Annotated in this window: 29 protein-coding genes and 1 pseudogene; 20 read left to right on the forward strand and 10 right to left on the reverse strand. The window is 42.5% G+C overall.

All coding sequences use genetic code 11. The features are described from left to right. The first annotated feature begins 67 nt into the window (after positions 1–67). Positions 68–1,249: a WD40 repeat domain-containing protein gene (locus NSQ57_RS07740; RefSeq protein ID WP_342425863.1), complete on the forward strand. Its 1,182-nt coding sequence runs from the start codon at positions 68–70 to the stop codon at positions 1,247–1,249. Positions 1,250–1,440: 191 nt separating this feature from the next. Here NSQ57_RS07740 and NSQ57_RS07745 read toward each other — a convergent pair whose 3' ends face one another. Together NSQ57_RS07745 and yhbH are read right to left on the reverse strand one after the other, a co-directional pair. Further along, positions 1,441–2,883 (reverse strand): SpoVR family protein, encoded by a 1,443-nt coding sequence (locus NSQ57_RS07745; RefSeq protein ID WP_069012807.1) that lies wholly within the window; start codon positions 2,881–2,883, stop codon positions 1,441–1,443. After that, complete coding sequence (gene yhbH / locus NSQ57_RS07750; RefSeq protein ID WP_029516533.1) at positions 2,880–4,046, reverse strand: sporulation protein YhbH; 1,167 nt, start codon at positions 4,044–4,046, stop codon at positions 2,880–2,882. Before yhbH ends, NSQ57_RS07745 begins: the two co-directional genes overlap by 4 nt. Positions 4,047–4,210: 164 nt before the next feature. Between yhbH and NSQ57_RS07755 the strand changes: the two genes are divergently transcribed. The 14 genes and pseudogenes from NSQ57_RS07755 (at position 4,211) to NSQ57_RS07820 (ending at position 14,157) form a co-directional block, all read left to right on the forward strand. Beyond that, positions 4,211–4,924, forward strand: coding sequence for a response regulator transcription factor (locus tag NSQ57_RS07755; protein WP_340954930.1), 714 nt, complete (start codon positions 4,211–4,213; stop codon positions 4,922–4,924). Between the two features lie 2 nt (positions 4,925–4,926). Continuing rightward, a complete protein-coding gene (locus NSQ57_RS07760) occupies positions 4,927–5,997 on the forward strand; it encodes a HAMP domain-containing sensor histidine kinase (RefSeq protein WP_342425864.1) in 1,071 nt (356 codons plus the stop codon). A 144-nt stretch (positions 5,998–6,141) separates the two neighbouring features. After that, on the forward strand, positions 6,142–7,065 hold the full coding sequence (locus tag NSQ57_RS07765) for an ABC transporter ATP-binding protein (RefSeq protein WP_342425865.1): 924 nt from the start codon (positions 6,142–6,144) through the stop codon (positions 7,063–7,065). Continuing rightward, complete coding sequence (locus NSQ57_RS07770) at positions 7,062–7,769, forward strand: ABC transporter permease (protein WP_023987832.1); 708 nt, start codon at positions 7,062–7,064, stop codon at positions 7,767–7,769. Before NSQ57_RS07765 ends, NSQ57_RS07770 begins: the two co-directional genes overlap by 4 nt. A 14-nt stretch (positions 7,770–7,783) precedes the next feature. Further along, a complete protein-coding gene (locus NSQ57_RS07775) occupies positions 7,784–8,518 on the forward strand; it encodes an ABC transporter permease (RefSeq protein WP_342425866.1) in 735 nt (244 codons plus the stop codon). Positions 8,519–8,743: 225 nt separating this feature from the next. Next, entirely contained in the window at positions 8,744–9,436 is a 693-nt protein-coding gene (locus NSQ57_RS07780; protein ID WP_029516538.1) for an ABC transporter ATP-binding protein, read from the forward strand. Between the two features lie 17 nt (positions 9,437–9,453). After that, positions 9,454–9,837, forward strand: coding sequence for a hypothetical protein (locus NSQ57_RS07785; protein ID WP_342425867.1), 384 nt, complete (start codon positions 9,454–9,456; stop codon positions 9,835–9,837). A gap of 5 nt (positions 9,838–9,842) precedes the next feature. Then, positions 9,843–10,172 (forward strand): radical SAM protein, encoded by a 330-nt coding sequence (locus NSQ57_RS07790; protein ID WP_342426122.1) that lies wholly within the window; start codon positions 9,843–9,845, stop codon positions 10,170–10,172. Between the two features lie 51 nt (positions 10,173–10,223). After that, entirely contained in the window at positions 10,224–10,583 is a 360-nt protein-coding gene (locus NSQ57_RS07795; RefSeq protein WP_342425868.1) for a hypothetical protein, read from the forward strand. A gap of 388 nt (positions 10,584–10,971) precedes the next feature. Beyond that, positions 10,972–11,751 carry a hypothetical protein gene (locus tag NSQ57_RS07800; RefSeq protein WP_342425869.1) on the forward strand — a complete coding sequence of 260 codons (780 nt, stop codon included), beginning with the start codon at positions 10,972–10,974 and terminating at the stop codon, positions 11,749–11,751. A gap of 49 nt (positions 11,752–11,800) precedes the next feature. Continuing rightward, positions 11,801–11,950: a hypothetical protein gene (locus NSQ57_RS07805; protein WP_161626989.1), complete on the forward strand. Its 150-nt coding sequence runs from the start codon at positions 11,801–11,803 to the stop codon at positions 11,948–11,950. A gap of 33 nt (positions 11,951–11,983) precedes the next feature. After that, a complete protein-coding gene (locus tag NSQ57_RS07810; RefSeq protein ID WP_049816938.1) occupies positions 11,984–12,412 on the forward strand; it encodes a response regulator transcription factor in 429 nt (142 codons plus the stop codon). Between the two features lie 75 nt (positions 12,413–12,487). Continuing rightward, positions 12,488–13,218 (forward strand): annotated as a pseudogene (locus NSQ57_RS07815) (ABC transporter transmembrane domain-containing protein); the annotation flags it as partial. A gap of 66 nt (positions 13,219–13,284) precedes the next feature. Further along, complete coding sequence (locus NSQ57_RS07820) at positions 13,285–14,157, forward strand: ATP-binding cassette domain-containing protein (protein ID WP_342426123.1); 873 nt, start codon at positions 13,285–13,287, stop codon at positions 14,155–14,157. Positions 14,158–14,199: 42 nt separating this feature from the next. Here the strand turns inward: NSQ57_RS07820 and NSQ57_RS07825 are convergent, their stop codons facing one another. The 3 genes from NSQ57_RS07825 to NSQ57_RS07835 form a co-directional block, all read right to left on the reverse strand. Beyond that, positions 14,200–14,529: an AzlD domain-containing protein gene (locus NSQ57_RS07825; protein WP_029516541.1), complete on the reverse strand. Its 330-nt coding sequence runs from the start codon at positions 14,527–14,529 to the stop codon at positions 14,200–14,202. Beyond that, positions 14,526–15,251 (reverse strand): AzlC family ABC transporter permease, encoded by a 726-nt coding sequence (locus NSQ57_RS07830; RefSeq protein WP_069012798.1) that lies wholly within the window; start codon positions 15,249–15,251, stop codon positions 14,526–14,528. The genes NSQ57_RS07825 and NSQ57_RS07830 overlap by 4 nt, the downstream gene beginning before the upstream one ends. A 323-nt stretch (positions 15,252–15,574) precedes the next feature. Beyond that, positions 15,575–16,813 (reverse strand): MFS transporter, encoded by a 1,239-nt coding sequence (locus tag NSQ57_RS07835; protein ID WP_342425870.1) that lies wholly within the window; start codon positions 16,811–16,813, stop codon positions 15,575–15,577. Positions 16,814–17,148: 335 nt separating this feature from the next. Here NSQ57_RS07835 and NSQ57_RS07840 point away from each other — a divergent pair, with 335 nt between their 5' ends. Together NSQ57_RS07840 and NSQ57_RS07845 are read left to right on the forward strand one after the other, a co-directional pair. Next, the gene (locus NSQ57_RS07840) at positions 17,149–17,697 is read left to right on the forward strand and encodes a helix-turn-helix domain-containing protein (RefSeq protein WP_029516544.1); all 549 of its coding nucleotides are present in this window, start codon (positions 17,149–17,151) and stop codon (positions 17,695–17,697) included. Between the two features lie 99 nt (positions 17,698–17,796). After that, entirely contained in the window at positions 17,797–18,312 is a 516-nt protein-coding gene (locus NSQ57_RS07845; protein ID WP_013309488.1) for an acyl-CoA thioesterase, read from the forward strand. 109 nt (positions 18,313–18,421) lie between these two features. Here NSQ57_RS07845 and NSQ57_RS07850 read toward each other — a convergent pair whose 3' ends face one another. After that, on the reverse strand, positions 18,422–19,891 hold the full coding sequence (locus tag NSQ57_RS07850) for an RICIN domain-containing protein (RefSeq protein WP_342425871.1): 1,470 nt from the start codon (positions 19,889–19,891) through the stop codon (positions 18,422–18,424). 227 nt (positions 19,892–20,118) lie between these two features. On the opposite strand from NSQ57_RS07850, the gene NSQ57_RS07855 reads away from it, so the two are divergent. Together NSQ57_RS07855 and NSQ57_RS07860 are read left to right on the forward strand one after the other, a co-directional pair. Next, the gene (locus NSQ57_RS07855) at positions 20,119–20,817 is read left to right on the forward strand and encodes a 4'-phosphopantetheinyl transferase superfamily protein (protein WP_342425872.1); all 699 of its coding nucleotides are present in this window, start codon (positions 20,119–20,121) and stop codon (positions 20,815–20,817) included. 45 nt (positions 20,818–20,862) lie between these two features. Beyond that, complete coding sequence (locus NSQ57_RS07860) at positions 20,863–22,452, forward strand: amidohydrolase (protein ID WP_340931788.1); 1,590 nt, start codon at positions 20,863–20,865, stop codon at positions 22,450–22,452. Positions 22,453–22,521: 69 nt separating this feature from the next. On the opposite strand, the gene NSQ57_RS07865 is transcribed toward NSQ57_RS07860, so the two are convergent. The 3 genes from NSQ57_RS07865 to NSQ57_RS07875 form a co-directional block, all read right to left on the reverse strand. Continuing rightward, entirely contained in the window at positions 22,522–24,147 is a 1,626-nt protein-coding gene (locus NSQ57_RS07865) for an S-layer homology domain-containing protein (RefSeq protein WP_342425873.1), read from the reverse strand. Between the two features lie 157 nt (positions 24,148–24,304). Then, positions 24,305–25,156 (reverse strand): DegV family protein, encoded by an 852-nt coding sequence (locus NSQ57_RS07870; RefSeq protein ID WP_342425874.1) that lies wholly within the window; start codon positions 25,154–25,156, stop codon positions 24,305–24,307. A gap of 32 nt (positions 25,157–25,188) precedes the next feature. After that, the gene (locus tag NSQ57_RS07875) at positions 25,189–25,662 is read right to left on the reverse strand and encodes a hypothetical protein (protein ID WP_069012792.1); all 474 of its coding nucleotides are present in this window, start codon (positions 25,660–25,662) and stop codon (positions 25,189–25,191) included. 219 nt (positions 25,663–25,881) lie between these two features. Between NSQ57_RS07875 and NSQ57_RS07880 the strand changes: the two genes are divergently transcribed. Continuing rightward, on the forward strand, positions 25,882–26,265 hold the full coding sequence (locus tag NSQ57_RS07880) for a DUF423 domain-containing protein (protein WP_029516551.1): 384 nt from the start codon (positions 25,882–25,884) through the stop codon (positions 26,263–26,265). Between the two features lie 106 nt (positions 26,266–26,371). Here the strand turns inward: NSQ57_RS07880 and NSQ57_RS07885 are convergent, their stop codons facing one another. Further along, a complete protein-coding gene (locus NSQ57_RS07885) occupies positions 26,372–26,920 on the reverse strand; it encodes a hypothetical protein (RefSeq protein WP_029516552.1) in 549 nt (182 codons plus the stop codon). Positions 26,921–26,988 lie beyond the last annotated feature (68 nt).

The following is a 26,988-nucleotide window of genomic DNA, read 5'->3' on the forward strand; positions in this document are numbered from 1 at the left end:
ATTCGATGTATTCATGAGATGTTCGGGCATTAAACTGGGGGTATCGTTAACAAGGAGGTCGTTGTACATGATAAAGAAAAACATAGACAGCTATGGGCAAAAGAACGGCTCCTCTCATCGCGAAGATTCCCGTACAAGAATTTTCAGACAGAAAGCCACGGGGCTGCTTATGATCGGCTTAATCGCCGGGGGATTGCTCAGCGGTTGCGGCATGAAGAGCACAGGAGAGACAAATCCAGCATTCGGTATGAAACCGGGCCAACAGCTTACTGTGATTGACACGGATGCAGCCCAGCAGCAAGTAACGGACGAGCTGGTAGTATCGTCTATCGACAGGCTGGGGGATGTCTACGCGAGGTCTTGGCTGAGCGACGAAGAGCTGATTGTGGAGCGTAAAACCCAGCTGTGGATTCATAATGTAGAGACAGACAAGGAGCGGATTTTAACACCAGGTCGTAAGGCTCCACAGTTACTTGCTGTGGTATCACCGGATCAGCGCCATGTCTTCTTTACTGAAGGTAGCCCCAACAGCAAATATGATATTCAGGGCTACATTTTGGAACTAAGCAGTGGTAAGGTTACATCGATTGGCAAGCTGGATATAACTAATGAAGTGAGTTGGAGCGATGAGAATCATCTCATTACAGGCACACCGGATGGTAAAATCCGACTGATTGGTCTGGACGGCAAAGCTGAAGAATTGAATTTTCAAGATCCGAATCGCTCTGAATTGATGTCTCATGTTGAAAAAGTGGGTAACGCCATATTTTATACAGGCAGTGATAAACAAGGGTATCCAGTGCTGAATCGGTTCACCCTTAATCATCCTCAGGCTGTGACCATTGCAGAGGGTGCCATGTCCTTTGCCGTGTCGCCTGACGGTAAGTCTATCGCCATTGAAAAGCGGAAATGGAATACATCCGAACCAGCCCGTATGATCATTTTGGATGAACAGGGCAAAGAGAAAGGAATTGTCGGGCAAGGTACTTTAATGAGTCGTGGAAGCTGGTCCAGTGACGGGTCCAAGCTTGCTTTTTCCATTTATGATGAGGATCAGCAAGGCATGAGAGGGCTGTATGTATTTGACCAGTCCACGGGTAAAACCACTCCGGTTACGACCAATATCCAATCTTATGACAGCCCAACGGTATGGAGCCCATCCGCCCGGTTTTTATCCATGTACCAGAACATTTCGGAAGGTGGAAAACAGCTCAATCAAAGCTATATCGTCGAATTTAAGGAAAAGTAGTAAAAGGCGCATATCCGTATGTTCGGAATGCGCCTTTTTAAATGTAGGCTGGCTATTGATTTTATATGAGAATCAATTTCATAACTCATTAAAGTTTGATGGTTGTAACTAGAAATATACAAATTAAAACATTTTGATCTATATCTAGTTTTAATTGAAGCAGCTAGAGGTATTATGAAATGGATGCATGACTATACAAATTTACGATGATGCTTCTTACCGTCATATGAGAATAAGGCGAGCTTACCCTCAATCATCGTTTCCAAATGAACGGTGCGCCCCCACAGCTGATATACATACGGAAGCGTGCGCTCCATATATTTTAAATCTAGCTCAATGCCTTCGTACTGGTGCTTGAGCTTCAACTCGCCCGTATGCAGGTAATCTCCATCCTCGACGACGATATAAGGGGAGCCTCCATTCACACGTGAAAACACGAGCTGATCCCGTATGTTTTCCCAGGATTTATCGGTAATTTTCCAATCAGGTCCCCGTTTCTCAAACACGTACAGATCCAAATCCTCTGTCAGCTTCTTGGTCATGTAATTGCGTATAAAAGAGGTGTCTGAGTCAAACTCTCGCACCTCGAACATTTTAGCTCGACCCTCGCCCGGTTTGCGCCCTTGTCGCTCTTGCTCCTCACGGGTTGGGTTATCCCAACGTTTTTCAATATCCTCAAATATTTTCAGTCCCAAATAGTACGGGTTCAGGCTTTGCTTGGAAGGCTGTACGACGGAAGCATTCAGCATCGCAAATTCAACGGTTTCCTCCCCGGTCAAATCCAGTTCCCTTACAATCCGCTGATGCCAATAGGAGGCCCAGCCTTCATTCATGATTTTGGTCTCCATTTGGGGCCAGAAATATAGCATTTCGTCCCGCAGCATCGTCATAATATCTCGCTGCCAGTCCTCCAGTACCTCGGAGAATTCCTGAATAAACCAGACGATATCTTTTTCAGGTTCCGGTGGAAACTGGCGTACCTTAATACCCTCGGTCTCGGCCGAATCATGCTGCTTTACTGTGTCCAGTGACCACAGATCATCGTAAGGTCCGATGGGACGCTGGTGTTTTTTGGGTTCTTTTTGCTCCTTGATTTTGAGTTCCATATAGCGCTGTTTATCCAGATGCCTTGGTTTGATAAGTTGTGGGTCTACATGCTCCTGTATCGCCAGTACAGAGTCAATGAAGGATTCCACAGTCTTTGAACCATATTCCATTTCATAGCTGTTGATTCGATCTGCTGTGGCCGACATACTCTCCACCATATTGCGATTAGAAGCTGAAAAGCGGGCGTTGTGTTTGAAAAAATCACAGTGTGCCAGTACATGAGCGACAATTAGTTTATTTTGCACCAAAGAATTTCCTTCCAGCAGGAAGGCATAGCAGGGATTGGAGTTAATGACCAGCTCATAAATTTTGCTCAATCCAAAATCGTACTGCATTTTCATCTTGTGAAACGTTTTTCCAAAACTCCAGTGGCTGAAGCGCGTGGGCATACCATAGGCTCCGAACGTATAAACAATATCCGCCGGACAAATCTCATATCGCATCGGGTAGTAGTCGAGCCCGAATCCATCTGCAATCTCCATAATTTCTGATATCGCATATTCTAGCTCCTTCTGGTCGGTGCTCATCCCACCGTTCCCCCTTCCCGTTTGCGAAAAAAGGTGCGTAAGGCTTGGTATACCTCACCTTTCTCCTTGATGACATAGTACATAAACTGATCCTTTTTAATATTCTTGTAGGCTGACATCAACGTGCTGCTGCGATTATATTGATTCACTTCGCCATAGCCGAACATATTGCTCCGCTTTATAAGTTCCTCGATTAGCTTCACGCACCGCTCATTGTCCGAGGTCAGGTTATCGCCATCCGAGAAATGGAAGGGATAAATATTGTAGCTGGAAGGAGGATATCGTTTATCGATAATCTCTAGGGCTTTCAAATAAGCGGAAGAGCAGATCGTGCCGCCACTTTCTCCGCGGGTAAAAAATTCTTCTTCCGTAACCTCTTTAGCCTCGGTATGATGCGCGAGAAAGACAATTTCCACCTTTTCATACTGACGGCGCAAAAAGCGGGTCATCCAGAAAAAGAAGCTGCGAGCACAATATTTTTCAAAAGCGCCCATTGAGCCTGAGGTGTCCATCATGGCTATAATGACCGCGTTGGATTGGGGAATGGTCTTCTCTTCCCATGTCTTGTAACGAAGATCGTCCGGACTAATATGATGAATGCCGGGCTTCCCTTCACGGGCGTTGCGGCGTAGATTTTCGAGAATGGTTCGTTTCTTGTCAATGTTCGCTTGCATGCCTTTTTTACGTATATCATTGAACACGATAGATTCAACCTCAATTTGATCCTTGTCTTTTTGCTGTAAATTCGGCAATTCCATTTCCTCGAACAGCATATCTTCCAGCTCTTCTATGCTGACTTCCGTTTCCATAATATCGTGTCCCGGCTGGTCGCCGGCTTTCTCACCTTTACCAGGCTTCTGGGAGGCAGAATCACGCCCGATGACATCTCCCACCTGACTATCTCCATCCCCTTGGCCTACATGCTTTTGCTTTTGATAGTTATAAATGAAGCGATATTCATCCAGGCTGCGAATCGGCACTTTAATAATCTGTTGACCGTCCGACATAATAATATTTTCTTCCGTTATCAGATCGGGTAGATTTTGCTTAATGACATCTTTGACCTTCTGCTGATGACGTTGCTGGTCCTGGTACCCTTTGCGATGCAGCGACCAATCTTCGCGGGATACGACGAATGAATATGGCTGGCGTGGTTCTGGCATTATTAGGCACCCCCCAAGTGGATACACGGCACAGTTTGGCCTTGTTGGTTATTAAGTATATTCACGGGGATGAACGATATGTGATGGAACTCGATTTAAATTCTGCCCGTTTGCTTTTATAATGAAAGTAAAAAATGTAAAAAAAGAATGGAGAACCTTGGGTTATGGAAGAAATTGCAGTACTTATAGTAGACGATGAGCAGGGATTGCGGGATATGCTGACAACGGTGTTAAAAAAAGAAGGGTTCCTTCAAGTTAAGCATGCTGCAACGGGGCGGGAAGCGCTGCAAGTCGTGATGGAATCTCATATAGATGTGATTGTACTTGATGTCATGCTGCCTGATAGCGATGGGTTTGAGATATGTCGTCAAATGCGTCTATATACGGATGCCCCTATTCTTTTTTTGACGGCAAGAGATACAGATCTAGACAAATTAATGGGGTTCGGTATCGGAGGAGACGACTATATTACCAAACCGTTTAACCCGCTGGAAGTTGTTGCCCGTATGAAGGCTCGAATGAAATATCGGAAAGTTTCGACAGTGGCCATGAAACCGGCCATGCGCACTTTAGATTTTGGATATTTTCGATTGGAACTGGAATCCGGTGTGTTGTATGTGGAGGACAAGCAGGTCGAGTGTCCGGCGCGTGAATGGCTGCTGCTGGTATTTTTGTGCAAGCATCCTAACCGTATTTTCAGTGTACGGCAGCTTTACGAGGCGATATGGAGCGAGGCCTTCTTGGGTGATGAGAAGACCGTAGTGATTCATATCTCCCGTTTGCGGAAAAAAATAGAACCTGATTCCAAGCACCCGCAATTTTTAATCAATGTAAGAGGGCTTGGTTATAAAATGATGTCAGTCAAGATGGAGGAATGAGGATGAACTCTCTGGTTAAGATGTCCTTCCGTTTTATGAAAGTAACGTTATGTTTTGTACTGGTCTATGTCCTATGTTTTGTTATTTGCACGATCTTATATATTTTTATAAAAAGTATATTTGGAGCATCTCAAAATATAAATATTAATCTATTCTGGACAGGACTTGGTATCGTGCAGAGTGCTGTGTTCATAGCTGCCTACGGATGGTATATAGGCAAGCCTTTGGTGTATGTAATCAAATGGATTGGAAATATTGCCACAGGGGAATTTCAAGCGCCACTAACTGAATTGGAACTACCGGAGCGTAAAAAAAATCAGAAAAATAGTTATAAGCCTCCGTATCAATTGTATAAAGAAGTTTTTGAACAAATGAACATCTTATCGGCTCAATTGCGCAGCAATGAGGAAGAAAGAGTGGAAATAGAGAAACGAAAACAGCAGTGGGTAGCAGGTGTCAGCCATGATCTCAAAACACCATTATCTTATATTGAAGGATATGCGGCCATGCTAACTGCTCAAGAGTATGACTGGTCTGATGAAGAAAGAAGAAGCTTTAGTATGAGTATTAGTGAGAAAGTGACTGAAATGAAGCAGTTGATTCAGGATTTGAATGCTTCTATGCAGCTTAAGGAAAGTCCACTGCCCATCCAATTGGAGAAGGAGGACATTGTGGAGTTTCTTCGTAGTGCGGTCATAGATATCGCTAACCATCCTTCGGCTGAGCAATACGAATTTTCTTTTACGTCCATGGAGGCGACTTGTATTATGTCCTTCGATAGCAAGCTATTAGGCAGAGCGCTGCAGAATTTTTTGATTAACGCAATCATTCATAATCCTCCAGGTACACACGTTTCCATGGAAGTAAACAAAGCGAACGATAAGCTTCATATTTCTATCGAAGATGACGGAATAGGAATGAATTCCAATGAGTTCATACAGGCATCTCACTCCCAAGGGCATGGAATACCTATTGCTAAAAGCTTTATTGAAGTGCACAACGGAACGCTTCATATCCTTCCAGGCAGTAAAGCGGGCACAAGGATGGAGATTTCACTGCCGCTAAACATCTAACTTTTTAACATCTAACCCCACATTTTGCTGTTTGCTCGGTTTTTTTGCCTGCTGTTTAGGGACTGTTTACCTGATGTTAACTTTACTACAGTAAACTGTATATAACTTAAACTTCAGCATTAGAAATCGAGAGGAGATCAGGAAATGTCTGCATATGTAATACATACACAGCAGCTAACTAGGCGTTTTGGAAAGCGGGAATTTGTAAAACGAATAAATCTTCAGGTACCTGGTCAGCAAATTTATGGATTTTTAGGACCTAATGGGGCAGGTAAAACAACCACGATTCGTATGCTACTTGGGCTGATTAAATCCACATCCGGAGAAATTGAGATTTTCGGGAAAAAGCTGAAGGATCAGCGTATGGAAATATTGAAGGATGTGGGTTCCTTGGTTGAATCACCTGCCTATTATGCCCATTTATCCGCATATCGAAATTTGGAAATCGTTACAACGATGCGTGGACTGCCGACCCGAAGAATTCATGAAGTGCTGGATTTAGTGAGATTAAGCAAGGATGCGTATCGTCCGGTAAAGGGATATTCCTTGGGGATGCGACAAAGACTGGGGATTGCTATGGCGCTTATTGCGAATCCCAAATTATTGATACTTGATGAACCGACGAATGGTTTGGACCCGTCTGGTATTCAGGAAATCCGGGAGCTAATTATGAGCCTTCCTGGCGCTTATGGAATGACGGTACTGGTTTCGAGCCATCTATTAAGCGAAATTGAGCAGATTGCAACCTATGTAGGAATTATTAATCAGGGTGAAATGATTTTCCAGGGAACGATGAAGGAACTCACCGCCAAAAGCAAGCCTCAATTATTCATTGAAACCCCAGATCCTGTTCTGGCTGCTGGTGCACTGATTCAGCACGGATGGACTGCTGGAGCTGAATCGATTGAACCAAATGAGGTCGTGACTCCTATTGTAGATCGGCAACAATCATCGGAGATGATCAAGGTGCTTGTGGAGCACAATCATCCCATTTATCGGGTCACAGAGAAGAAAAAAACATTGGAGGAGATATTCCTGGAACTGACAGGTAAGGAGCGAAGCTTATGATACTCCGGGTTATAAAGGCAGAGGGGCTTAAGCTGAAGAAAATATGCTGGTGGATTCCTCTTATACAGGGGTGTGTACTTACAGGCATGACTGCTGTGGAATGGTATCTTTACTTTCGGCAAGGACCAGGAGGTGTCTATGCTGGTTTTGCCGTTATGTTTATGTTCCTTTCGTTTGTGATGCTGCTTGGCGGTACACTTTTGGCGAGCATTATGGCCGGTACAGAGCATGATACTCAAACATGGAAGCAGCTTATGGCCATGCCTGTTCCCAGAAGCTATATCTATTTATCCAAAATTGTATGGATCGTGATTCTGCAGTTGGGTACCGCCTTGATCACTGTAGCAGGTATGAGCCTCATCTGGGTGTTATATACAAACGAACCCATTCCTTGGCGGATCATGCTGTTACAGCCGATTAATGCAAGTTTGGCTACCCTACCAGTACTTGCAATTCAACTTTGGCTGTCTACACTTTTCACTAATCAGGCATTCCCATTAGCGTTTGGTATATTCGGCTCTATTGCAAGCTTGTTTTTGGCACGCACAAGTATTCTGTGGATTAAAATATTGCCTTGGTCGTACCCTGCCCTATCAAGTCCTCTAATGAAGGAACACATGATTTGGGTAATCGTTGCTTTAAGTGCGGGAGTCATCTTTACGGGACTTGGTACATTACAGTTTACCAAGCATGAATTCAAATAGAGAGGAGAAGATACATGGGCTCTATTTTACGCGTAGAGACGATAAAGCTTCAATGGATCATGGTATGGATTCTCATTATATTGGATGCGGTCATAAATTCTTTAATGGGAGTCCTCGAGCTGAACGATTTGAAACAGTTTTTTTCGCCCAGCTGGTTAACTTTATATACGTATTCAGCGCAATTTCACTCTATGTTTTTTTATCCACTCTATTGTGGAATTATCGCTTCTCTTTTGTGTGCGTATGAGCATCGGGATGGGGGATGGAAGATTTTATTAAGCAGCCCGTATCCTCGTCAGCAAATTTATTATGCAAAATATATATTGCTCATTCTCATACTGGGTCTTGATCAGCTTATATTTATATTGGACTATTTTGTAAGTGGAAATATAGCAGGTGCTCCAGGAGAAATCCCTTGGTCTGTCGTTCTTTCTACCGGCTTGGGAGGGTGGATCGGGATTTTTCCCCTGGCAGCACTACAGCTTATGCTCTCGATAAAAATTCGGAATTTTGGAGCTTCTTTGGGAATGTCTATTTGTTGTGTGGTTCCTAATATTGTCATAACGGGCTTTCACTCTTCCATAGGTGCGTGGTTTCCTTTTACGATTCCTTATTATATTATGATGCCGCAAACAGCGACTTATGCACCCAGAGTTGAGCCTTACAGCCTCGGCTTGATTGTCATTTTTACGTTTTTAGCCTATCTGTATGGTGGAAGAAAGATGTTTGTGAATAGGGACTGGTTGTAGTTAGGATAGCATGAGGATGTAATCCATAAGCGATCCTTTCAGTCGACAAGTTAATTGAAATAAACAATGATTACAAAAATAACGACAAAATCTTGCGGAAAAATTGCGTTGTTTACTTTCAAATCAGATAGTAATATATAGAAGAAAGAGCACTTCTTTTGGAAAAAATGTGAAAATAAAAAAGTTTTAAATAATATTATAGGATACTTATAAGGGGTTGGTATATTGGATTATATATTGAATTGTAATAATGTTACAAAGAAGTATGGTAGTAAAAAAGCTCTTGACTCATTAACTCTTTCAATAAAGCCTGGAACTATCTTAGGACTCCTTGGTCCCAATGGAGCAGGGAAAACGACATTAATGAAACTCATCGTATCTCTGCTGAGGGATTATAGAGGTGAGATTCGTATTAAAGGTTTGAAACCTAGTGTTGAAACGAAGAAGATCGTTTCTTATTTGCCTGACAGAGAATTTCTTTACCAGTGGATGACCATCGAGCAAGCTATTGCTTTTTTTGAACATTCTTTTGTCGATTTTAACCGAGGTTTAGCATACAAAATGGTGAAATCATTGGGTTTGGATATAAACGACAAAATTAAATCTTTATCTAAAGGAATGCAGGAAAGATTAAGTATTTCCTTGGCTTTTGCAAGGAAAGCAACGCTGTATATTTTGGATGAACCTTTGGCGGCTGTGGATCCTTCTACACGGGATAAGATTATACAAATTATACTTGATAACTTTGATCCTACTAGTGCGGTTATTATAAGTACTCATTTAATTAATGATGTTGAAAAATTGTTTACTGATGTAGCATTTGTGAATGACGGAAAGGTACTGCTACAAGGAAATGTAAAAGATATAAGAGACGAATATGAACAGTCTATAGAGGAAATATTCAAGTCTATGATCTAAGATGAGGAGGATTAATTTTGCGAGTTTCATCTTACAACGAATATTTGCTATTAAATGATTCTGATGAGGAAAGTTATTTAATTTATAACAGCTTATCGAATGGATTCGGTGAAATACATAAGGGTTTGTATAATGCCTTAATTCAAAAAGATATGGACTATCTTGAACATTGTGCAGAGAAAGAACAATTACTTCAAGGTCAGTTCCTATATGTAGGGCCTATAAAAGAACTAGACCAGATGGAGGAACAGTTCAAAATAGTTAGACATCAGAATGAGACCTTGAATTTAACTATTTTGCCTACGTTTAGCTGTAATTTTAGATGTTCTTATTGTTTTGAAAATTTGACTTCTAAATCAGGAAAGAGAGCTTTTCGCAAAAAATACAGAATGAAATTCTGACTTATATAGAAAAGTCGGTTGAAGAATTACATTTTAAACGTATTATTGTGAATTGGACAGGAGGTGAACCATTACTTGAATTTAAAAATATAACCAGTCTTATGGAGCGTATAAACTTTATCGCTAATAAAAATAAAATATCCATTGATCATTTTATGGTAAGAAATGGATATTTACTTACATCTGACCGGGCTAAGAAATTGAAAGAATTAGGTGTTAAAAGGATCCAAATTACAATAGATGGTTCAAAAAAAAGCCACGATCAAAGAAGAATATTAGCTAATAAAGAGGGCACTTTTGATAAAATTATAGAAAATATTAATAAATCATGTTAATTTATCCATATTACGATTAGAACAAATGTGGATTTGGATAATATTCATTTTATGAATGAGTATATTGAATATATGGGAAGGCAACTTTTCAAAGACAAGGTAAGTATTTATTTTTCAGCAACTACTGAATATAGCGCAGGGGGATGTGTTAGCAACAGCAGTTGTTATGCGAATAAAGATTTTTCAAAGGTAATTATAAAATTATACGAATGCGCATTAGAAAAAGGATTGAATATATCTTACTATCCTCAGTATGAACCGGTTGCTTGCGCTGCAATCGCAGCTAACTCTATGGTCATTCAGCCAGATGGAGGCATTCAGAAGTGCTGGAATACGGTTGGAAATAAGAACTATTTAATTGGACATATTAGCGAAAACTTTAGTATTGAACAACTTAATTCTAACAAATGAATGGATTATTCTCCTTACAAATTCGAAAAATGTAGGGGTTGTAATGTTTTACCTTTATGTGGTGGAGGATGCGCTCAGCAAGCATTTGAAAGTGAAGAAAAGCAGCCTGTTTGTAGAGAATTTAAATATAATTTAGAGGAAATGCTTGCGTTTAACTTTCGTCATCAATAAATCTAGGGAATTTAACTATAACTATTAATATATTTGAAAGGAGGTGAGTTGAATGCGGTGGATTGTAAAACCTCAAAAAGTAATGAACAATGTAACTCCTGCATTTTGTCTTGTAGATAACAAAAATTCTTGTGTCTTGTATGTTTAAACAAAATCTTCTGTATTACCGCCTGTTTTTTACTAAACAGGCGGCTATTTCATTGAAAAGGGGCTTAATATGTTATTTTCTCATATATTTAAAGTAGAAATCAAAAGACATTTTATGGTGTTTGCTATTCTTACGATCTTAAGCGGTATATTTAGTCTTCATTTTTTAATTAATAATCATCAACAATTAGCATTCTCTTATCTACTAATCAATATGGTTATAGGGATATTGATACCCCTTTACATATTTATGGACTTTTACAATGAGTTTTTTATAGGAAAAATGACACTTAATCATATGCTACCACTCAAAACATCAAGTCTATTTTTTATTAAATCAATAGTATTTTTAATTGGAATTATGGTTGTATGGGGGGCAACTCTCATAGAGATTTTTCTTAATCCGCAAGGGTTATACTTAACGCGCATTGTGCAGTCAACTAGTCCTTCTGAAGGTATTTTATATTTATTTTGCTCAAAGTTTTTTGGAATGTTAAGTGGGCTTTCATTGATGGGGGTTGCAATCTCTTTAGCAAAATGGGTGAGTAAAAAGGTAGCGACAGGTCACCTATTGATTGCCTTTATTTTTATTGCAGTAATCGGCTTTCAATTTGCTTTAATAATAAAAGGGTCTTGGCATTGGAGCATTGGAACATCATCACTAGAATCTTTTAAACAGTACGCCAATATGCTTACAATAAGTACCTTTTCCAATCGACCAACCTTTCCCGACATTAAAGAAACAATTCATTGGGATTCAGTAGTAATGAATGTAATTGTTACAATAATTTCAGGAAGTTTTGCAGCTTTACTATTTAATTCAAAAAGGTACGAAATTTATGGTAAATAAATTGGTTTACATTCAGTGAGCCTTTATTTTAGCTCTAGGAGGCAAGGGGGTGATCGATATAAATACCATTGTAATCATAGAAAATCAATTGACTTGGCAAAATAAACTCAAAGTATGGATTGAGCCGGAAAAGGACATGTATGCATTTTTTTTTAGATCGTATACTGATTTTATTGAAAAAGGTATATTTGAGGATTAGCAACTATTAGTTTGTGATATAGAATTAATCAGTTTGGATGAGCTGGAGCCCATATACAGAAGAGATCGGCCAATAATAATAAGCATTTCAAACCATAAGTCTCCCAAAATAAAGCAGTTATTGAAACTTGGCATCTCCGGCATTGTGTATAAGACAGCTACATCGGCACAATTGATGCGGACCATTCGTAATGCTTTAGATGGATTGGCTACGTTACCAATGGAATTATTTCAAAGCTTACATACCATTCCAGAATATGATGATATATTAATCAGCCCTAAGGAACGCTCAATTTTAGAAGGGTTAGCACTAGGAAAAAGCAACAAAGAGCTAGCAGCCCTTTTATATGTTAGCCAGAGGACAGTCGAATATCATTTGACACATATATTTAGTAAATTCAATGTTCATACAAGAACTGAGGCCGTAATGGCAGCTAAGTCTAAAGGAATAATTCATATGTGAATACCTTTTTCTGAAGGCAGGAAAATGACTTTATTTCTATTTAAATATAAATATAGGTTTTTTGTAGTCATTTTTATGATCAGTCTCGCTAGTTTGCTCGATATTTATCTAGCCTTTATATTCAAAAGTTTAATAGACACCGCCACATCGCAGGGGGAAAAGCAGTTTATTGAAATTTCCTTAATTGCAATAGGCTTCATTATAATTAACTCTCTCGTAAAAATGTTTTCCAATTTATCGCAATCTTCTTATCTCTGTAAGACGGTGTTGTTTTTAAAAGAGATTGTTTTCCAACATATTCTATATAAAGACCATTCTCAGTTTACTTCAAACCATAGTGCAAAGTACATTTCGATCATGAATAATGATATTAAAATGATTGAGGATGATTACTTAAAAAATATATTTTCTTTGACCAGTACAGGAGTTTCGTTTTTGGCGGCTCTTTTTGCTATGTTTGTTTTGAGTCCTAATATTGTTGTTATATTACTTTTACTTACACTAATATCTATTTTAATTCCACGTATTTTTGAAAAAAAATCCGAGCTGGAAAACGAAATATTGCAGATGCTTTAGAAAAATTTACGATAAAAATAAATGATGTTTTTTCTGGATTTGCTGTTATTAAAAGCTATGGAGTAGAGCAACATGTGGAGCAGCAATTTCGTTTGAATAATACTGTCGTTGAAAATAATAAGTATTTATTTTTTAAATTAAATGCTTATGTAAGCTCATTGAGCGATGTATTTGGAGGAGTAATGTTTATCTCTGTATTTCTTGTTGGCAGTTTTTTATCAATTCGAGGAGCTATCACACTAGGTACTATGATCGCTTGTGTACAGTTGACTAATAAAGTTGTCAATCCAGTATATATGAGTATTCAATATATAACTCAAATTAGGGCATTGCGTGATATTTCGGCTAAAATATTAGAAATTTTACACGAAGATCAGGATGGTAACCAATATATAAAAAAAACATCAATAGAACACTCTGTTCGTTTTACAAATGTGAGCTTTGGTTATGCCCGAAATCACCTAAATTTACATGATATTAACATGGTTTTGAATAAAGGGGGAAAATATGCCCTTGTAGGGCCTAGCGGGTCTGGAAAGTCTACTTTGCTTAAGCTCCTAATGAAACAATATGATGATTATGATGGAATTATTTATGTAGATGATTTGGATTTAAAGTTCATATCTGCTGAGGATTGGTGTCGGTTAGAATCGGTTGTGCAGCAAGACGTTTTTTTATTCGATAGCAGTATTAAAGAAAATATTACAATGTATCAATCGTTCCAAGATGAGATTCTTTCCAATGTGATAAGTGCCTCTGGGCTTAATAAACTTATCGATAAATTGCCTTATGGTTTGGACACACAGATTGGTGAAAAAGGAGGGAGGCTATCAGGGGGAGAAAAACAAAGAATTGCGATTGCCAGAACCTTAATTAGGCAAACACCGTTATTACTCCTTGATGAAGCAACTTCATCTTTGGATAGTGAAACGGTGAATGCCATTGAAGAGGTGATATTAGGTCTCGAAACTATTACATGTTTGGTAGTAACGCATCGTTTGTCTAAAGCTGCATTGCAGAAATATGATAAGATATTTGTTATGTCAGATGGAAGAGTAGTAGAAGAAGGTTCCTTTGATTATTTAATAGAGAATAAAGGTCATTTTTATCATTTATATAAATTTGTAAATGATTCTTCAATAAATCAGACACAACCTATATATACTTGATTTCACGATTTAACTATAGTTAGTTCTACACCCTTTTTTGATCTACCCCATCCATAAAAGTCGAACTACAGCCATACTCACAATACCGACAACGACGGTAGCCAGCAGGTTTTTGCTCCACAAGGCGGTCACTAGCGTTGGAAAGACAGCCATAAGCACTTGCCCATTAAAAGTGACGGAGGTCTCGGTTCGGACGAGTAGATTTTCCATCACGAGTGCAGTGAAAATACAAATAGGAATATAGGAAAGCCATTGTAGCACTGGCTTGGGTAGCGCCAGCCTTTGCAGCACGACAAAGGGAATGATCCTTGGGATCGCCGTGACAATCATGGCACCGATAATGATATACAGGACATGGGGATTAATGTTCATTTGTCGGTTAACACTCCAATCGTTGCGGTGATCATGGTCGCTACAATGACAGCAATATGTGACGGCACCCACCAGGACAAAAGGTACATCAGAACAGCCATACATAGCACAAGCAGCAGACGATGCTTGAGTTTGGAGGTATGGACACTTTGGAGCTGGGAAATGAGTAGGGCAAGAAACATCGCAGGCAAGGCAAAATCCAGACCAAAAACCTCCGGTCGGGAAATCCAGTTTCCGAGAATCCCTCCTGCCACACAGGATGCAATCCAGGCGAGATAAGCTGTAATATTAAGCCCGTTCATCCAACGGTCACTGACCTGTCCGCCTTTAGCCAATTTATCAGACGCTACCCCAAAGGATTCGTCCGTCAAAAGAACGCCGATACCTATGTTTTTCCATAGTGAATATTTAGAAAAGTAAGGAGCCAGCGACGCACTTAACAGCAGGTGGCGGGCATTTACAATGAATGTCGTTAAAATAATGACGGATGGAGGACTGGCTACAGCCAGCATTGAGCACATAATAAACTGGGAGGCTCCTGCATATACAAGCGCCGACATCAGGGCAATTTCCATGGTGCTAACCCCTGACGAAGCGCCCACAATCCCTGCCGCGAACCCAATGCATACATAACCAAGCAATGTAGGAATGCAATCTTTAACCCCTTGTAAAAAGCTGAGTGAATCGTGCTTCGTTCCGCTCAACTCCGAAGCTATGGACATTTTAACCTTACCCCCAGTGTATAAATTTTATAATAGTATATAACGGAAGTTATGAAGTATCAATATATTATACAATTGTATGTTATATTGAATAATCCTTAAAAAGCTGTTTGATTTACTATGACAACCCAAAGAAGACTATGTATTTACCAAAAAGCTTCGCTCGTGTTCCGGTTGCAGACGATTTGGCAGCAGCCAGCATCCAAAAGCGGTGTTCAAATCGGATGTGTTCATACAAGGACTGTTTTGACTGAATGGGGAGTTCGTAAAAAAAGGGCGTCCCAGTCAGTTCATGACTTATGGGACAACCCTAAGATGGTAACTTATATAAGCTCCTGCCGTTTTTTCAGATATCTGTAGAGAATAATTCCCGAGACCGCGCAGATGGCTGCGCATAGACCGATAACTCCATATCCCGCCTGAAGCCCGCGCAGCATGCCAAGCTCAGTAGTTGCGCCGTAGACTATCTTGACCCCTTCGATTACCCAGCCGATCACATAGTTGCCAATGACACTACCTATACCCATCAGCGTGACGACGAACGTAATAGCTGTATCACTGTCCTTCGGATATCTCCGTGCTATGAACGCCATCACGGTCGGATAGATCATTGCAATGCCTGCACCCGATACGGCAAAGAGAAACGCCAGTCTCTCCCCACCCGCGATTGCTGCGAACGTACATATCGCTGAGAAGGCGGAGAATAGAATCGTCGAAAGCACAAACCCCATCCGGTCAGTGAGCGGACCAAGCAACAGGCGCCCCAACGAGAAGGTAAGAAAGAACGCTGAGAGCATGCTGGACGCCTTCACCGTACTCCATGAATACGCTTTCTCTAAGAAGTTGACTAGCCAGCCCCCAACTGCTAGCTCAGAGACTACCCCAAACGACAGGATCATTACCATCATCCAGAGTGCCGGATCGCGGGTTAGGGTCTTGAGTGAGGTCCGTTCCTCATGCTGCAGATCGTCTCCCGGGAAGGTACTGAGCAGCGCGGCCACAATCGGCAGCAGGCAGAGCGACAACATAGCCAGATACATCCCCCGCCAGCCCAGCGTATGTCCAAATACCGTCAGTGACATGACTCCCGTCGCCAGCAAAGGGGAGACTGTTGAGCTGAGCCCATAGAAAAAGTGGGACAAATTCATCATCGTGCCGGTATTTTTCACAAAAATCCTCGCCCCCAAAATGGCGAGCGCAATCTCCAGCATGCCGTTCCCAATATACATCAAGAAGTAGGACGAGGCGAAGAAAGGATACGTGTGCGACAGATAGATGAACACTCCCGAGATGATCATGGAAGCAAAGGAAATGATGCTGACCGCCTTGATTCCCCACTTACGGACAAGAACGGCGGTGAACGAGCAGGCAATCAAATAACCAAGTGCGTTTAGAGACAACAATGTTCCGAGCTGCTGTTCATCCAGATTGAAGTCGAATTGAATGCGTGGAATAGCAGGGCCTTTAATATTTTCCGAGATGCCAAATACAATAAAGCCAATAAAAATTGTCGCCAGCTGCATCGTGTACATGTAACGGGACTTGCGGGTTTGCGGATTCAAATTTAGTCCCTCCTAGATAGTCAACGTTGGTTTTCTCACCTGTTGGGTGTTCAGGGACGGAAAAGTCATAGGATAGCAGCCCTCCTTCAGGATATTACAATGGTTTTCAAAAACGTTTTAATAAGTGAAGTTTAAGGACATTTATATTCAATGTCAAATGTTTTTATTGGCATGTTGAAGTTAACGAGGAACCTGACCATATTACAGTAAATTATAGCATGCCTACTTCCCGTTTAAGCCTTGTATATACCTTGATCGGCTTCTATATATAGCGAACACACAGTCTTTTGTGTATTCTTCATATATAGACTTTTGGATACAAGGAGGCATCGTCCGTGGATTCAATGCAGTATATTATTGGCTCTAATTTGGCTCAAATCAGGAAGACTAGAGGATTAAGTTTGGATAAGGTGGCTGAACTGACAGGGGTCAGCAAAGGAATGCTGGCTCAGATTGAGAAGGGGAAATCCAATCCTACGGTAACAACCCTTTGGAAAATTGCGAACGGTTTGCACGTATCCTTCTCCACCTTTCTTAAAGAAGACCCGCCGCAAATCACGAAGATTCGAAGGGAAGACCTGCATCCGGTTATTGATGAAGACGGTAACTATTTTGTTTACCCTGTATTCCCGTATCACGCTGAAAAGAAGTTTGAGGTGTTCACGGTAAGTCTGAAGCCAGGCTTTACACACCAGGCAGAGAAGCATCTGGGAGAGGAAACGATTCTCATGATCCGTGGGGAAATGTACTTTGAGATGCAGGGGCAACAGCTCAAGCTGAGTGCAGGGGATGCCGTGCAATTTCAAGTATCTGACATACATACCTACCGTAATGATTCGGATGAGGATGCCGATTTTTATGTATTGATTTATTATGCGGATTAGTGGGATGATTAGCATAGTCTAAAACAGGCTTCCACATCAGGATTTTGCAAAATCCTGAGATATAAAAGAGAGCAACGAGGAAAAGAGAGGAAAGAACCCATGGAAAGCAAGTACATCCGAGAAACCTACTGCTTTAAGACATCCCGAGTATTTCCCAACGATATCAACAATCATAACACGCTCTTCGGCGGCCGATTGATGTCGTATATCGACGATATCGCATCTATTGCAGCTGCTAAGCTGTGTCGTACGAACACAGTTACAGCCTCAACGGATTCGGTGGATTTTTTGCTACCTATCCATCCGAGTGATTCTGTCACGCTAGAAGCGTTCGTAACCTGGACAGGCCGTAGCTCGATGGAGGTGTTCGTAAAGGTAATTCGTGAAGGACTAATGACTGGCGACCGAAAAATCGCAGCCACCGCCTTCCTGACCTTTGTGGCATTGGACGAGAACAACCGTAAAGTGACCGTGCCGCAGGTGATTCCAGAAACAGAAGAGCAGTTACAATTGCACCAGACGGCTCCATCACGCGCAGCCATACGGCGTCAGCGGAGGGAAGAAAGCAAGCAGCTGGCTAGTTTTCTGACAACAGATTATCCGTGGGAACTATAACGTACTAAAGATTATCAATTTCATCGTTTTACGTAAAAAGGAGCCGTTATTTCCGTTAGCAGTCACCATGATCTGCTCGGAATACGGCTCCTTTTGAAAATAACTTGGGCTATTCTACTTTAACTACACGGAAATGCTGATTTGTCCCACCATTATCGCCCCATTGAATGGCTTTGGCTCCATCGGCGGTGGCGCCTTCAGAAATATCGATCAGCTTGCCAGTTGCCCGATTTTTCAGCTTGTAATAACCACCGGTTACGGATACTAATTGCCAGTGCTGACTGGACCAGCCTCCGTCGCTCCACTGCTCAATAACTGTACCATCCGTTGTAGTACCGCTTTCAACACCAATTAGCTTTCCGCTGTTGCGGTTCACAATTTTATAATATCCGCTGCCTGCATCTTTGAGTTGCCATTGTTGGCTTGCTGTTCCCGCATCTGCACGCTGTTCCAGGTCTGCGCCGTCCGTCGTTGCATTGCCAATAATGCTTAGTGGCTTATTGCTCTTGCGATTCACTAGCTGATAATAGGCATCCGGATCAATGGCAATGGGGGGCGTTGTTATCCCCTCGACCACACCACTGGCAGTGTCAATATTAATACTGTCGTGCCAATCCATGGCTAATGAAGTCGCTGTTGGAAAACGTAGTGGCAACCATACATATTGAGAATCCTGCACAGGACCGCTCCACGCACCCGCCCATCGGTCGCCCAAATACAGGTATGAAGTTGTCTGGGCCCCTTCAACAGGAATCACGTAAGCCGACTGTGAATCATAAGTCGTACCGTCCCCAAAGTTTATTGTATTACTCCAGGTTCCTTCAATGCTGGATGCGGTAGCATACTTGACCTGATTGGGATTCCAGCCGGTCGCCCCAGATGTAATCAGGAAGTAGACGTCTCCTTTTTTGAACATCGCTGGAGCTTCACGATATTGTCCTGGCCAAAGTGTAGTCACTAGCGACTCAACTTGCAGAAAATCCGGTGTCAGACGATAAATGTTCAGATCCGCGTTTACCCGGGTAGCCGAAATAAGGTAAGCTGTACCGTTATCGTTGTATACGGTCATATCGCGCGAATCGTAATCCAGAGGACGGAAGCTACCCTGATATGTGTAATCGCCGTCCACCGTATCGGAGGAGGCGACAGCCACTCGGGCCTCGTTGTAATTAACCCCATTCTCCTTGTGCATCCATAATACGTATTTGCGTGTTTTTTCATTATAAATCACTTTCGGACGTTCAATATTCGAAACATTCAGCTCTACGGCGGAGCTGCTGGTCAGTACGTTTTTACGAAACTCCCAGTTTTTTAAATCAGAGGAACGGTAGGCGGATACCGCCTTGAACGTGCCGTTGGGATTACGATTTTCACCAAACCAATAATAGTAACCGTCTACTTTAATCATACCACCCCCATGGGCATGGACCACGTTTCCATCTGTATCTTTAAACTGAATGCCATTCACGACATTCGCTGAAGCGGCTGAAGCGATCTTAGGTGAAAACATCTGAAAAATGCTCAACGTCAGCAAAATAGAGAGCATAATACACAGCAAGCGGGCAAAATCATATTTCATTGTTTCGTCCTCCTCTGTATGCTTTATTTTAAAGCGCTTTCATTAATGGACTCTATAAAGTAGTTTTAATAGAGCTACTTATCCCAATTGTATCCATATTGAATTGAAAGTGCTAGAGTAGTATATTGACCATGTACACGGCACACGCCATCCATATCTAACAGACTTCCATCGAACGGTGAGTGTTACAAACTGGCTGATATTCATTAGGTATATAGGAGGCGACCATGAAAATATACGCGATTGATACGAGCAAGCCGGAAGCTGAGGAGCATTACGAATTACTGGTACCTCGGGTTTCACTAGAAAAGCAGCACAAGTTAGATCGTTTTTTACATCGGGAAGATGCTTTGAGGGGCTTATATGCCGATGTACTGCTAAGATGGTTGGCCTGTCGGCAATTGAAGGTATCGAATGCCAGTCTTCAATTTACATACAATGCATTCGGTAAGCCTTCCTTAATAAATGCACCTGCATTCCATTTTAATGTTTCTCACTCGGGAAAATGGGTGGTATGCGCTATTGATGATCACCCGCTTGGAATCGACATTGAGCAGCTCCGTCCTATTGATTTTGAGGTAGGTAGGGTGTGCTTTTCGGACACAGAGTATGATGCGTTAATGCGTCAGGATGCAGACAGCCGCTTATCCTATTTTTACGATCTATGGACGCTTAAGGAAAGCTTTGTGAAGGCCGAGGGGCAGGGACTAACCCTACCGTTGAAGTCTTTTTCATTTGAGCTAAAGGCACAACCATTCATAGGCTTCACGACAGAGGGCTTTACCACCGAGTATTATCATTTTAAGCAGTATGAGCTGGATCAGGATTATAAAATGGCTGTCTGTGCAGCTCATGACCAATTTGCCGAGCAGGTGCAGCAGGTAGATATAAATACACTACGCTTGGAAGTGGTAACACAGGCTTAATATGTAGTGGATATGCGTATAGTTGAAAAAAGGAGATGAGTGGCGTTGACATTCGTTTTGTTCAAGCACGGCCGGTTGTATGGGGAGTGGGCTTCCAAAGGAGACTCCATCGTTGTACAGCAGGGTCGGATACAGGCCGTCGGATATGCTCGGGAGCTTGAATTGCAGTTGTCCGGTAAGGAATATGAAACCGTGGATTGGGAAGACGCCTATGTACTGCCAGGCTTAACCGATTCACATATGCATTTGTCTATGCATGGTATGAAGTTATCTATGCTCGATTTAACATCAGCTACCTCCAAGGGTGAGATGCTGGCTATGCTACGCAAACGGGTCGCTGTAACACCGCCGGGAGAGTGGATTTTAGGACTTAACTGGAACGAAAATGCTTTTATTCCTGTTGAAATACCGGGTGTAGCCGAGCTGGATGCCATTACAAATCAGCATCCGGTATATCTCACTCGTACGTGCTTTCATACGTTTTTGGCCAATTCAGAGGCATTTCGGCGTGCGGGTATTAGCGAGGACACCCCTGACCCGGCTTCGGGAGCCTATGGGCGAGACGCAGATGGACGGTTGAACGGTTTAATTTATGAGGAAGCCTCCTTTGCCTTTACTAGCGTGCAGCCAGAGCCGGATTATTCGGTTAAGAAGGACACGATTCGGCGGGCTTGCCTGGATGCGCTACGGCTTGGTCTGACTGCTGCACACACGGAAGATTTACGTTTTTTGGGCAGCGTGGAGACGATGCAGCGAATTTACAGGGAGCTGAGGGAAGAAGGTCTTCCTTTTCGCACACACCAGCTCATCTATCATCCATTTTTGGAAGAAGCGAAAATGCAAGGGCTGCGTGCAGGTACTGGAAATGAGTGGATTAAAATTGGTGCGATTAAAATGTTTGCCGATGGGGCTATTGGCGGAAGAACGGCATTATTGTCTGAACCCTATAGTGATGCTCCACGTACCTGCGGAATGGCGATTCAACCGCAGCCAGAGCTGAATCAGATGGTGGCAGCTGCCAGGGCCGCAGGCTTTCCAGTGGCTGTACATGCAATAGGGGATGGGGCAGCGCACATGATTTTGACAGCGATGGAGGCCCATGCGCTCACGGAGGAAAGCGGTTTGCCAGATCGCCTGATCCACGGACAGGTGCTTAGGGGGGATTTGGTCAAGAGAATGGCGAAGCTGCCGCTGATTGCGGACATCCAGCCCCGTTTTGTCGCAAGTGACTTCCCTTGGGTACTGGATCGGGTGGGGAAAGAGCGGACGGAATATTTATACGCCTGGAAAAAGCTACTGGAAGCAGGCATTCCATGTGCTGGAGGTAGTGACGCGCCGATTGAGCCGTTAAACCCTTTTCTTGGTATTCATGCGGCAGTGACTCGCGCCAAGCCGGAAGAAATGCATGAGGGCTATCTTCCCGCTGAAAAGCTGGATGTACATGAAGCCATTCGTTTGTTTACCACGGGAAGCGCAGTAGCAGCTGGTGAGGCTGATGAAAGAGGGACGATAGCTGAAGGGAAAGCCGCTGACTTTACAGTCATTGACCGTGATGTATCGGAAAGCCCGCAAGCTTTACTTGATGTTAAGGTACGAATGACAGTTGTAAACGGGAAAGTTGCATATCGGTCATAGGCTGGTGCTAAGTATGTATGCCAAAAGCCTTCAACTTCACTTTTCATGTGAGGTTGAAGGCTTTGTATTTTATAAACCACGCTCTATAAATCGGTCAGCGTTTTTTACACTGGACCACAGATCAGAGCTGGCTCCGCCCGCATACCAGTAGGCGAAGCCAGCAAACCCAGCATCCTGTCCCAAGCGATACTTACGAGTGAAGGATCGTCCTTCCTCGAGCCACAGCTTATGAAGCTGCGTGTCTTTGTAAGACACGGTATACTGCTGAATATCCTCATTCCAGATTGGTTGGGAGACGGAACGGGATATGAGCTGGTTTTGCTGATCTAGTGAAATATCAGAGGAAGCGATTGACTGTCCGCTAGCGTTAAGCGTCCAGTTCCGTGTAAATAATGGCAACGCCAAGATCGCTTTCTCTGGATAGGTGGTTTGTACAAAACGCCGCACGCTTTCACGGAGCCATGGCAGTGAGGACACAGAGCCGGGGATCGAGCTACCTCCCCAATGCTCGTCATATCCCATCAAGATCAGATAGTCTGCCGCAGCGCCAAGCTGTTTATAATCAAAGGCGGCAGTCCAGTCCGTTCCGTAATCAGGAGATACACAAATCGCCAGTACCGTATTCTGACTCTTCAACTTAGCTTTTAATTGTTGGACGAACAATGTTAAATGGGCACGATCCTGACCATCTACATTTTCAAAATCAATGATAAGTCCATTCAAACCGTGTACAGATACAGCATTAGCAAGCTGACTTATGGTTGTATTTCGTAGAACCTCACTGGACAAAATTTGGTGCGTCAGTGCCAGGTTGGAACGGTTGCCTACCATCGCCCAGATATTTTTATGATGCTGTTTGGCCCAGGTGAGCAGCGATGAATTGGTATAATCGCTGATAATACCTGTTTCATTCAGAAAAAACCAACGTGGTGACAGGGTGTTGATGTTGGATTGGAGCACCGTATTTTCAAACTGCTGAATGGTTTGATCATATTGCCAGCCAATTCGGATGGAAGAAGCGGTGGAAGCAGTTTGGTTAGCATGTTTTGTTGAATACGTTAGCAGTCGCTCCAGTAAGACCGCTGTTTCTTCACGAGTCAGAGAGGATGCAGGACGAAAATAGTTACTTTCACCTTTCATAAAGCCGTAACGATTTACGGTGATTACCGCATCAAGAGCCCAATCTGCAATTTCGCCAGTATCTGTAAAGGAGGAAGTAGCATTTCCTGATCCGCCCGAAGAGCGGATGAGACGTGCGATCATCAAAGCCGCTTCTTGACGGGTTATAGGACTATTAGGTTGGAATGTGGCAGACGTTCCCCCCTGAACGATATTGAGCTGCGAAGCCGCTTCAATCCATCCATAGTACCACGTCTTTTTGGCAACATCTCGGTAGGAGGGAACGGGTGCTTGTACAGGCTCCAGACCGAGTGTACGGTCCAGTGCGGTAACCCATTCGGCTCTGGTAACAGCCTTTTTAGGAGAGAAGTAACCAGGTCGTGTACCGTTCAAAATTCCTTTAGCGTGCAGGGAAATAATAGACTGATAGGCATAGCTGTGTGCAGTATCTTGGAACGTAGCGCCGGATGCTGCTGCTGGAGCAGCTAAGTATGAAGAGAATGTTGTGAATATTGTGATGGCTGCCGTTGCTGATAGGGTAAGCTTGGCTAACCAACGTGATCGTTTGGAACTCATACCAAATAACCTTCTTTTTTATGATAGATTGTAGATTCATAGTTCGTTACTCGACGAATAATACTATCAAAAAGAGGAAAGTTATTCATTGCTAAATTGCTGGAAAAATACCAAAAAACCCGCTACCTATGCGGCAACGGGTCTGATATTGGATAAACTATGCCTTTTTGGCATACATAATACCGATAGTCTGTGGACCACAATGACTGGAAATAACACAGCCTGCTGTAGTTAGCAGTACCTCATGTGCGTTCGTTTCTTCTTTCAAGCGAGCTTGCAGCATCAGCGCATCTTCCTCGGCCAAAGCGTGCACGACAATAATGATATCGTTATCCATCTGATCTCGTTGATTCAGAGCGTTTTGCAGCATCTGATCCAGTGCTTTTTCACGTTTGCCGCGGACTTTGTAGGCTGGCGTCATTTTTCCGTCAATTACTTTGATCACCGGACGAATTTTGAGAAGACTGCCGATCAGATTTTGCATGCCTGAGCATCTTCCGCCTTTATACAGGTATTCAAGTGTATCAATGACAAATTCCGTATCTATTAGCGGCCTGGTTTTCGTCAACATGTCTACAATCTGCTCTATCGTATTGCCGTTGGTTGCCGCACGAGCAGCTTTCATCACAAGCAGGCCAAAGCCACACGACAAATTCAAGGAATCAAAAACCGTAACGCGGCCTTCCGGAAATTCAGAGGCAGCGAGTAGCGCATTCTGGTACGTTGATGATAGCTCGGAAGACAGACTGATATATAAAATGTCGTCCCCTTGTTCTATGTAGGGCGTAAAGGCTTGAATAAAATCCGACGGAGAAGGTGCGGCGGTACGTGGTAAATGTCCCTCGCGACTTACACGTTGAAATAATTGTTCCGGGTGAATGTTCACCCCATCCTGCAATGCTTCATCACCAAATACCGTATACAAAGGTACAATGCTAATCTCGTACTGTTGCCGCCAGTGAGTTGGAATATCACTGGTACTGTCGGCAAAAATTTTAATTTTGTTCATACATTGAATCCTCTCTGTGTGATGCAGAAAAATTATAAAGATTGCACGGAGGAAGGATAGATATCCGCTGTGCTATTCGGAACGGAAAGACCGATGGCAAGAAGTGCAATAAAGCCTACAATAATAAGTGCATTAATGATTAAGCCTGTAATAGCAAAGGTCTTCTTACGGTTTTTTAACGCAATTCCAATGATACCAACGACAAGTCCGCTACAATTCAGCAACAGGCTGCCTAAAAAAATAAAAGGAAGCAATACCGTTCCGGTTTGCTGCAGAGCGATTTCCGGGTTCATCGTCTGGTATTGGCCGAAATGAGCCAGTAGATTAATAACCATAATAGCCAGAATAATATATCCGATCAGACTGACAAGCGACATAATAAAAGAAGCAATTCCGGGACCAGAATGTTTGAGCTTGACCGGAGGCTGGAACACAGGAGATTCTGAAAAAACAGGGTGCTCCTCAGACGCAGCAGGCTTTTGCAAATTAGGATCTTGGTTACTCATTTTTTCCACTCCTTGAACATAGTCCGAACAGGTACTAATTTTCCACAAAATAAACAAAAAAGCAAGCCACCCTACACATTACCCTTCAAAAGACAGGGTCTAATCATCCAATTCTGTATGCGGTCTGTTCACACACGCTGGCTGGTAAACTTCATACGGTTTCGATAAAATAAGAAGAACATTCGGCTAAAAGGATGAGATGAAAAGGAGTACACAAACATGCAACGAAAATGGATATTTACGGGATCTATAATGATGATGTTGGCGGTAGCCATTGGAGCGTTCGGGGCACATATTGTGAAAGCCCGGATCGACGCGGATGCTTTGGCCGTGTATGAAACAGGTGTGAAATATCATATGATTCACGCTGTCGGTTTGCTGATCATTGCGTTGGCTGCTGGACAGTGGGGGCCTTCCAACCGTCTAAGATGGGCAGCTCGTCTGTTATTGACGGGTATCATTTTGTTTTCTGGTAGCTTGTATGTGCTAAGTCTGACCGGAATCCGTGTGCTGGGGGCTATCACCCCTCTAGGAGGCGTGTGTTTTATAGCAGGATGGATATTACTGGCATGGGCTGCCATGGGTCTGAAGAAAGAGGATTAAAGTTTTTTTCGGATAATACAAAAAAAGAGAATGGACAAGAAAGACATCATGTTTTTCCTGAACGTTCTCTTTTTTCATGCTTCGTTTTTTTGTGAAGTATTTACATTTACGATGTGATTTCATCGATCTCATTCATTTTAAAGGAGTACACTTGCTTCTCATCTACATGATACACACTCAGCAGGCTATTATCATGGTCCAGATTGAGGATGCGGCAAGGAATGCTGCGTTGTCCACCATAGCGGTTTACGATTAACCGTACAAGCGTATTATCATGTATATAGCGTTTGATCCATTCATACGTACTAAGGTCTTGTTGTGTTGCAGGCTTTGGCTGTACGTGGGATTGTTTGATCTCTTGAACGACTGGCGGCTTGTTCGTAATTGCGGCTGATTTCTTTTTAGAAAATTTTTCCGCGAGCGTAGCGGCTGCATCAGATGGGCTATTCACGGCTGACTGTTTTTTTAGGTACAGTGCAGCTTCAATTAAATTGCCAAGTTCGATACCGGATTGAATCCGGCTATCCGCAATGTGTTCGTTTTGGCTCAAGAGATTAAGCAGGAACTGAAGGGCCTCTACATTCGAACGGCCTTTAACTAATACATCTACATTAAATAAATAACTGGTTTCGTCTTGATTTGATTCCTTTTTCATACATCCTCCAGCCCAAGCCATGGGTAATTAGTCTTTTATGGTACCTATCAATATATCATTAAAATGTA

Origin of the sequence: Paenibacillus sp. FSL L8-0502, assembly GCF_038593055.1 — a bacterium.
GTDB classification, from domain to species: domain Bacteria; phylum Bacillota; class Bacilli; order Paenibacillales; family Paenibacillaceae; genus Paenibacillus; species Paenibacillus polymyxa_D.

Coding starts and splice junctions, on each gene's coding strand:
- NSQ57_RS07800 (WP_342425869.1), top strand. CDS start 10,972: ATGTTATTTTCTCATATATTTAAAGTAGAAATCAAAAGACATTTTATG.
- NSQ57_RS07740 (WP_342425863.1), top strand. CDS start 68: ATGATAAAGAAAAACATAGACAGCTATGGGCAAAAGAACGGCTCCTCT.
- NSQ57_RS07825 (WP_029516541.1), bottom strand. CDS start 14,529: ATGAACATTAATCCCCATGTCCTGTATATCATTATCGGTGCCATGATT.
- NSQ57_RS07885 (WP_029516552.1), bottom strand. CDS start 26,920: ATGAAAAAGGAATCAAATCAAGACGAAACCAGTTATTTATTTAATGTA.
- NSQ57_RS07850 (WP_342425871.1), bottom strand. CDS start 19,891: ATGAAATATGATTTTGCCCGCTTGCTGTGTATTATGCTCTCTATTTTG.
- NSQ57_RS07875 (WP_069012792.1), bottom strand. CDS start 25,662: ATGAGTAACCAAGATCCTAATTTGCAAAAGCCTGCTGCGTCTGAGGAG.
- NSQ57_RS07765 (WP_342425865.1), top strand. CDS start 6,142: ATGTCTGCATATGTAATACATACACAGCAGCTAACTAGGCGTTTTGGA.
- NSQ57_RS07745 (WP_069012807.1), bottom strand. CDS start 2,883: ATGAGCACCGACCAGAAGGAGCTAGAATATGCGATATCAGAAATTATG.
- NSQ57_RS07830 (WP_069012798.1), bottom strand. CDS start 15,251: ATGTCCATAGCTTCGGAGTTGAGCGGAACGAAGCACGATTCACTCAGC.
- NSQ57_RS07775 (WP_342425866.1), top strand. CDS start 7,784: ATGGGCTCTATTTTACGCGTAGAGACGATAAAGCTTCAATGGATCATG.
- NSQ57_RS07870 (WP_342425874.1), bottom strand. CDS start 25,156: ATGAACAAAATTAAAATTTTTGCCGACAGTACCAGTGATATTCCAACT.
- NSQ57_RS07880 (WP_029516551.1), top strand. CDS start 25,882: ATGCAACGAAAATGGATATTTACGGGATCTATAATGATGATGTTGGCG.
- yhbH (WP_029516533.1), bottom strand. CDS start 4,046: ATGCCAGAACCACGCCAGCCATATTCATTCGTCGTATCCCGCGAAGAT.
- NSQ57_RS07820 (WP_342426123.1), top strand. CDS start 13,285: ATGAGTATTCAATATATAACTCAAATTAGGGCATTGCGTGATATTTCG.
- NSQ57_RS07755 (WP_340954930.1), top strand. CDS start 4,211: ATGGAAGAAATTGCAGTACTTATAGTAGACGATGAGCAGGGATTGCGG.
- NSQ57_RS07845 (WP_013309488.1), top strand. CDS start 17,797: ATGGAAAGCAAGTACATCCGAGAAACCTACTGCTTTAAGACATCCCGA.
- NSQ57_RS07760 (WP_342425864.1), top strand. CDS start 4,927: ATGAACTCTCTGGTTAAGATGTCCTTCCGTTTTATGAAAGTAACGTTA.
- NSQ57_RS07795 (WP_342425868.1), top strand. CDS start 10,224: ATGAATGAGTATATTGAATATATGGGAAGGCAACTTTTCAAAGACAAG.
- NSQ57_RS07865 (WP_342425873.1), bottom strand. CDS start 24,147: ATGAGTTCCAAACGATCACGTTGGTTAGCCAAGCTTACCCTATCAGCA.
- NSQ57_RS07770 (WP_023987832.1), top strand. CDS start 7,062: ATGATACTCCGGGTTATAAAGGCAGAGGGGCTTAAGCTGAAGAAAATA.
- NSQ57_RS07855 (WP_342425872.1), top strand. CDS start 20,119: ATGAAAATATACGCGATTGATACGAGCAAGCCGGAAGCTGAGGAGCAT.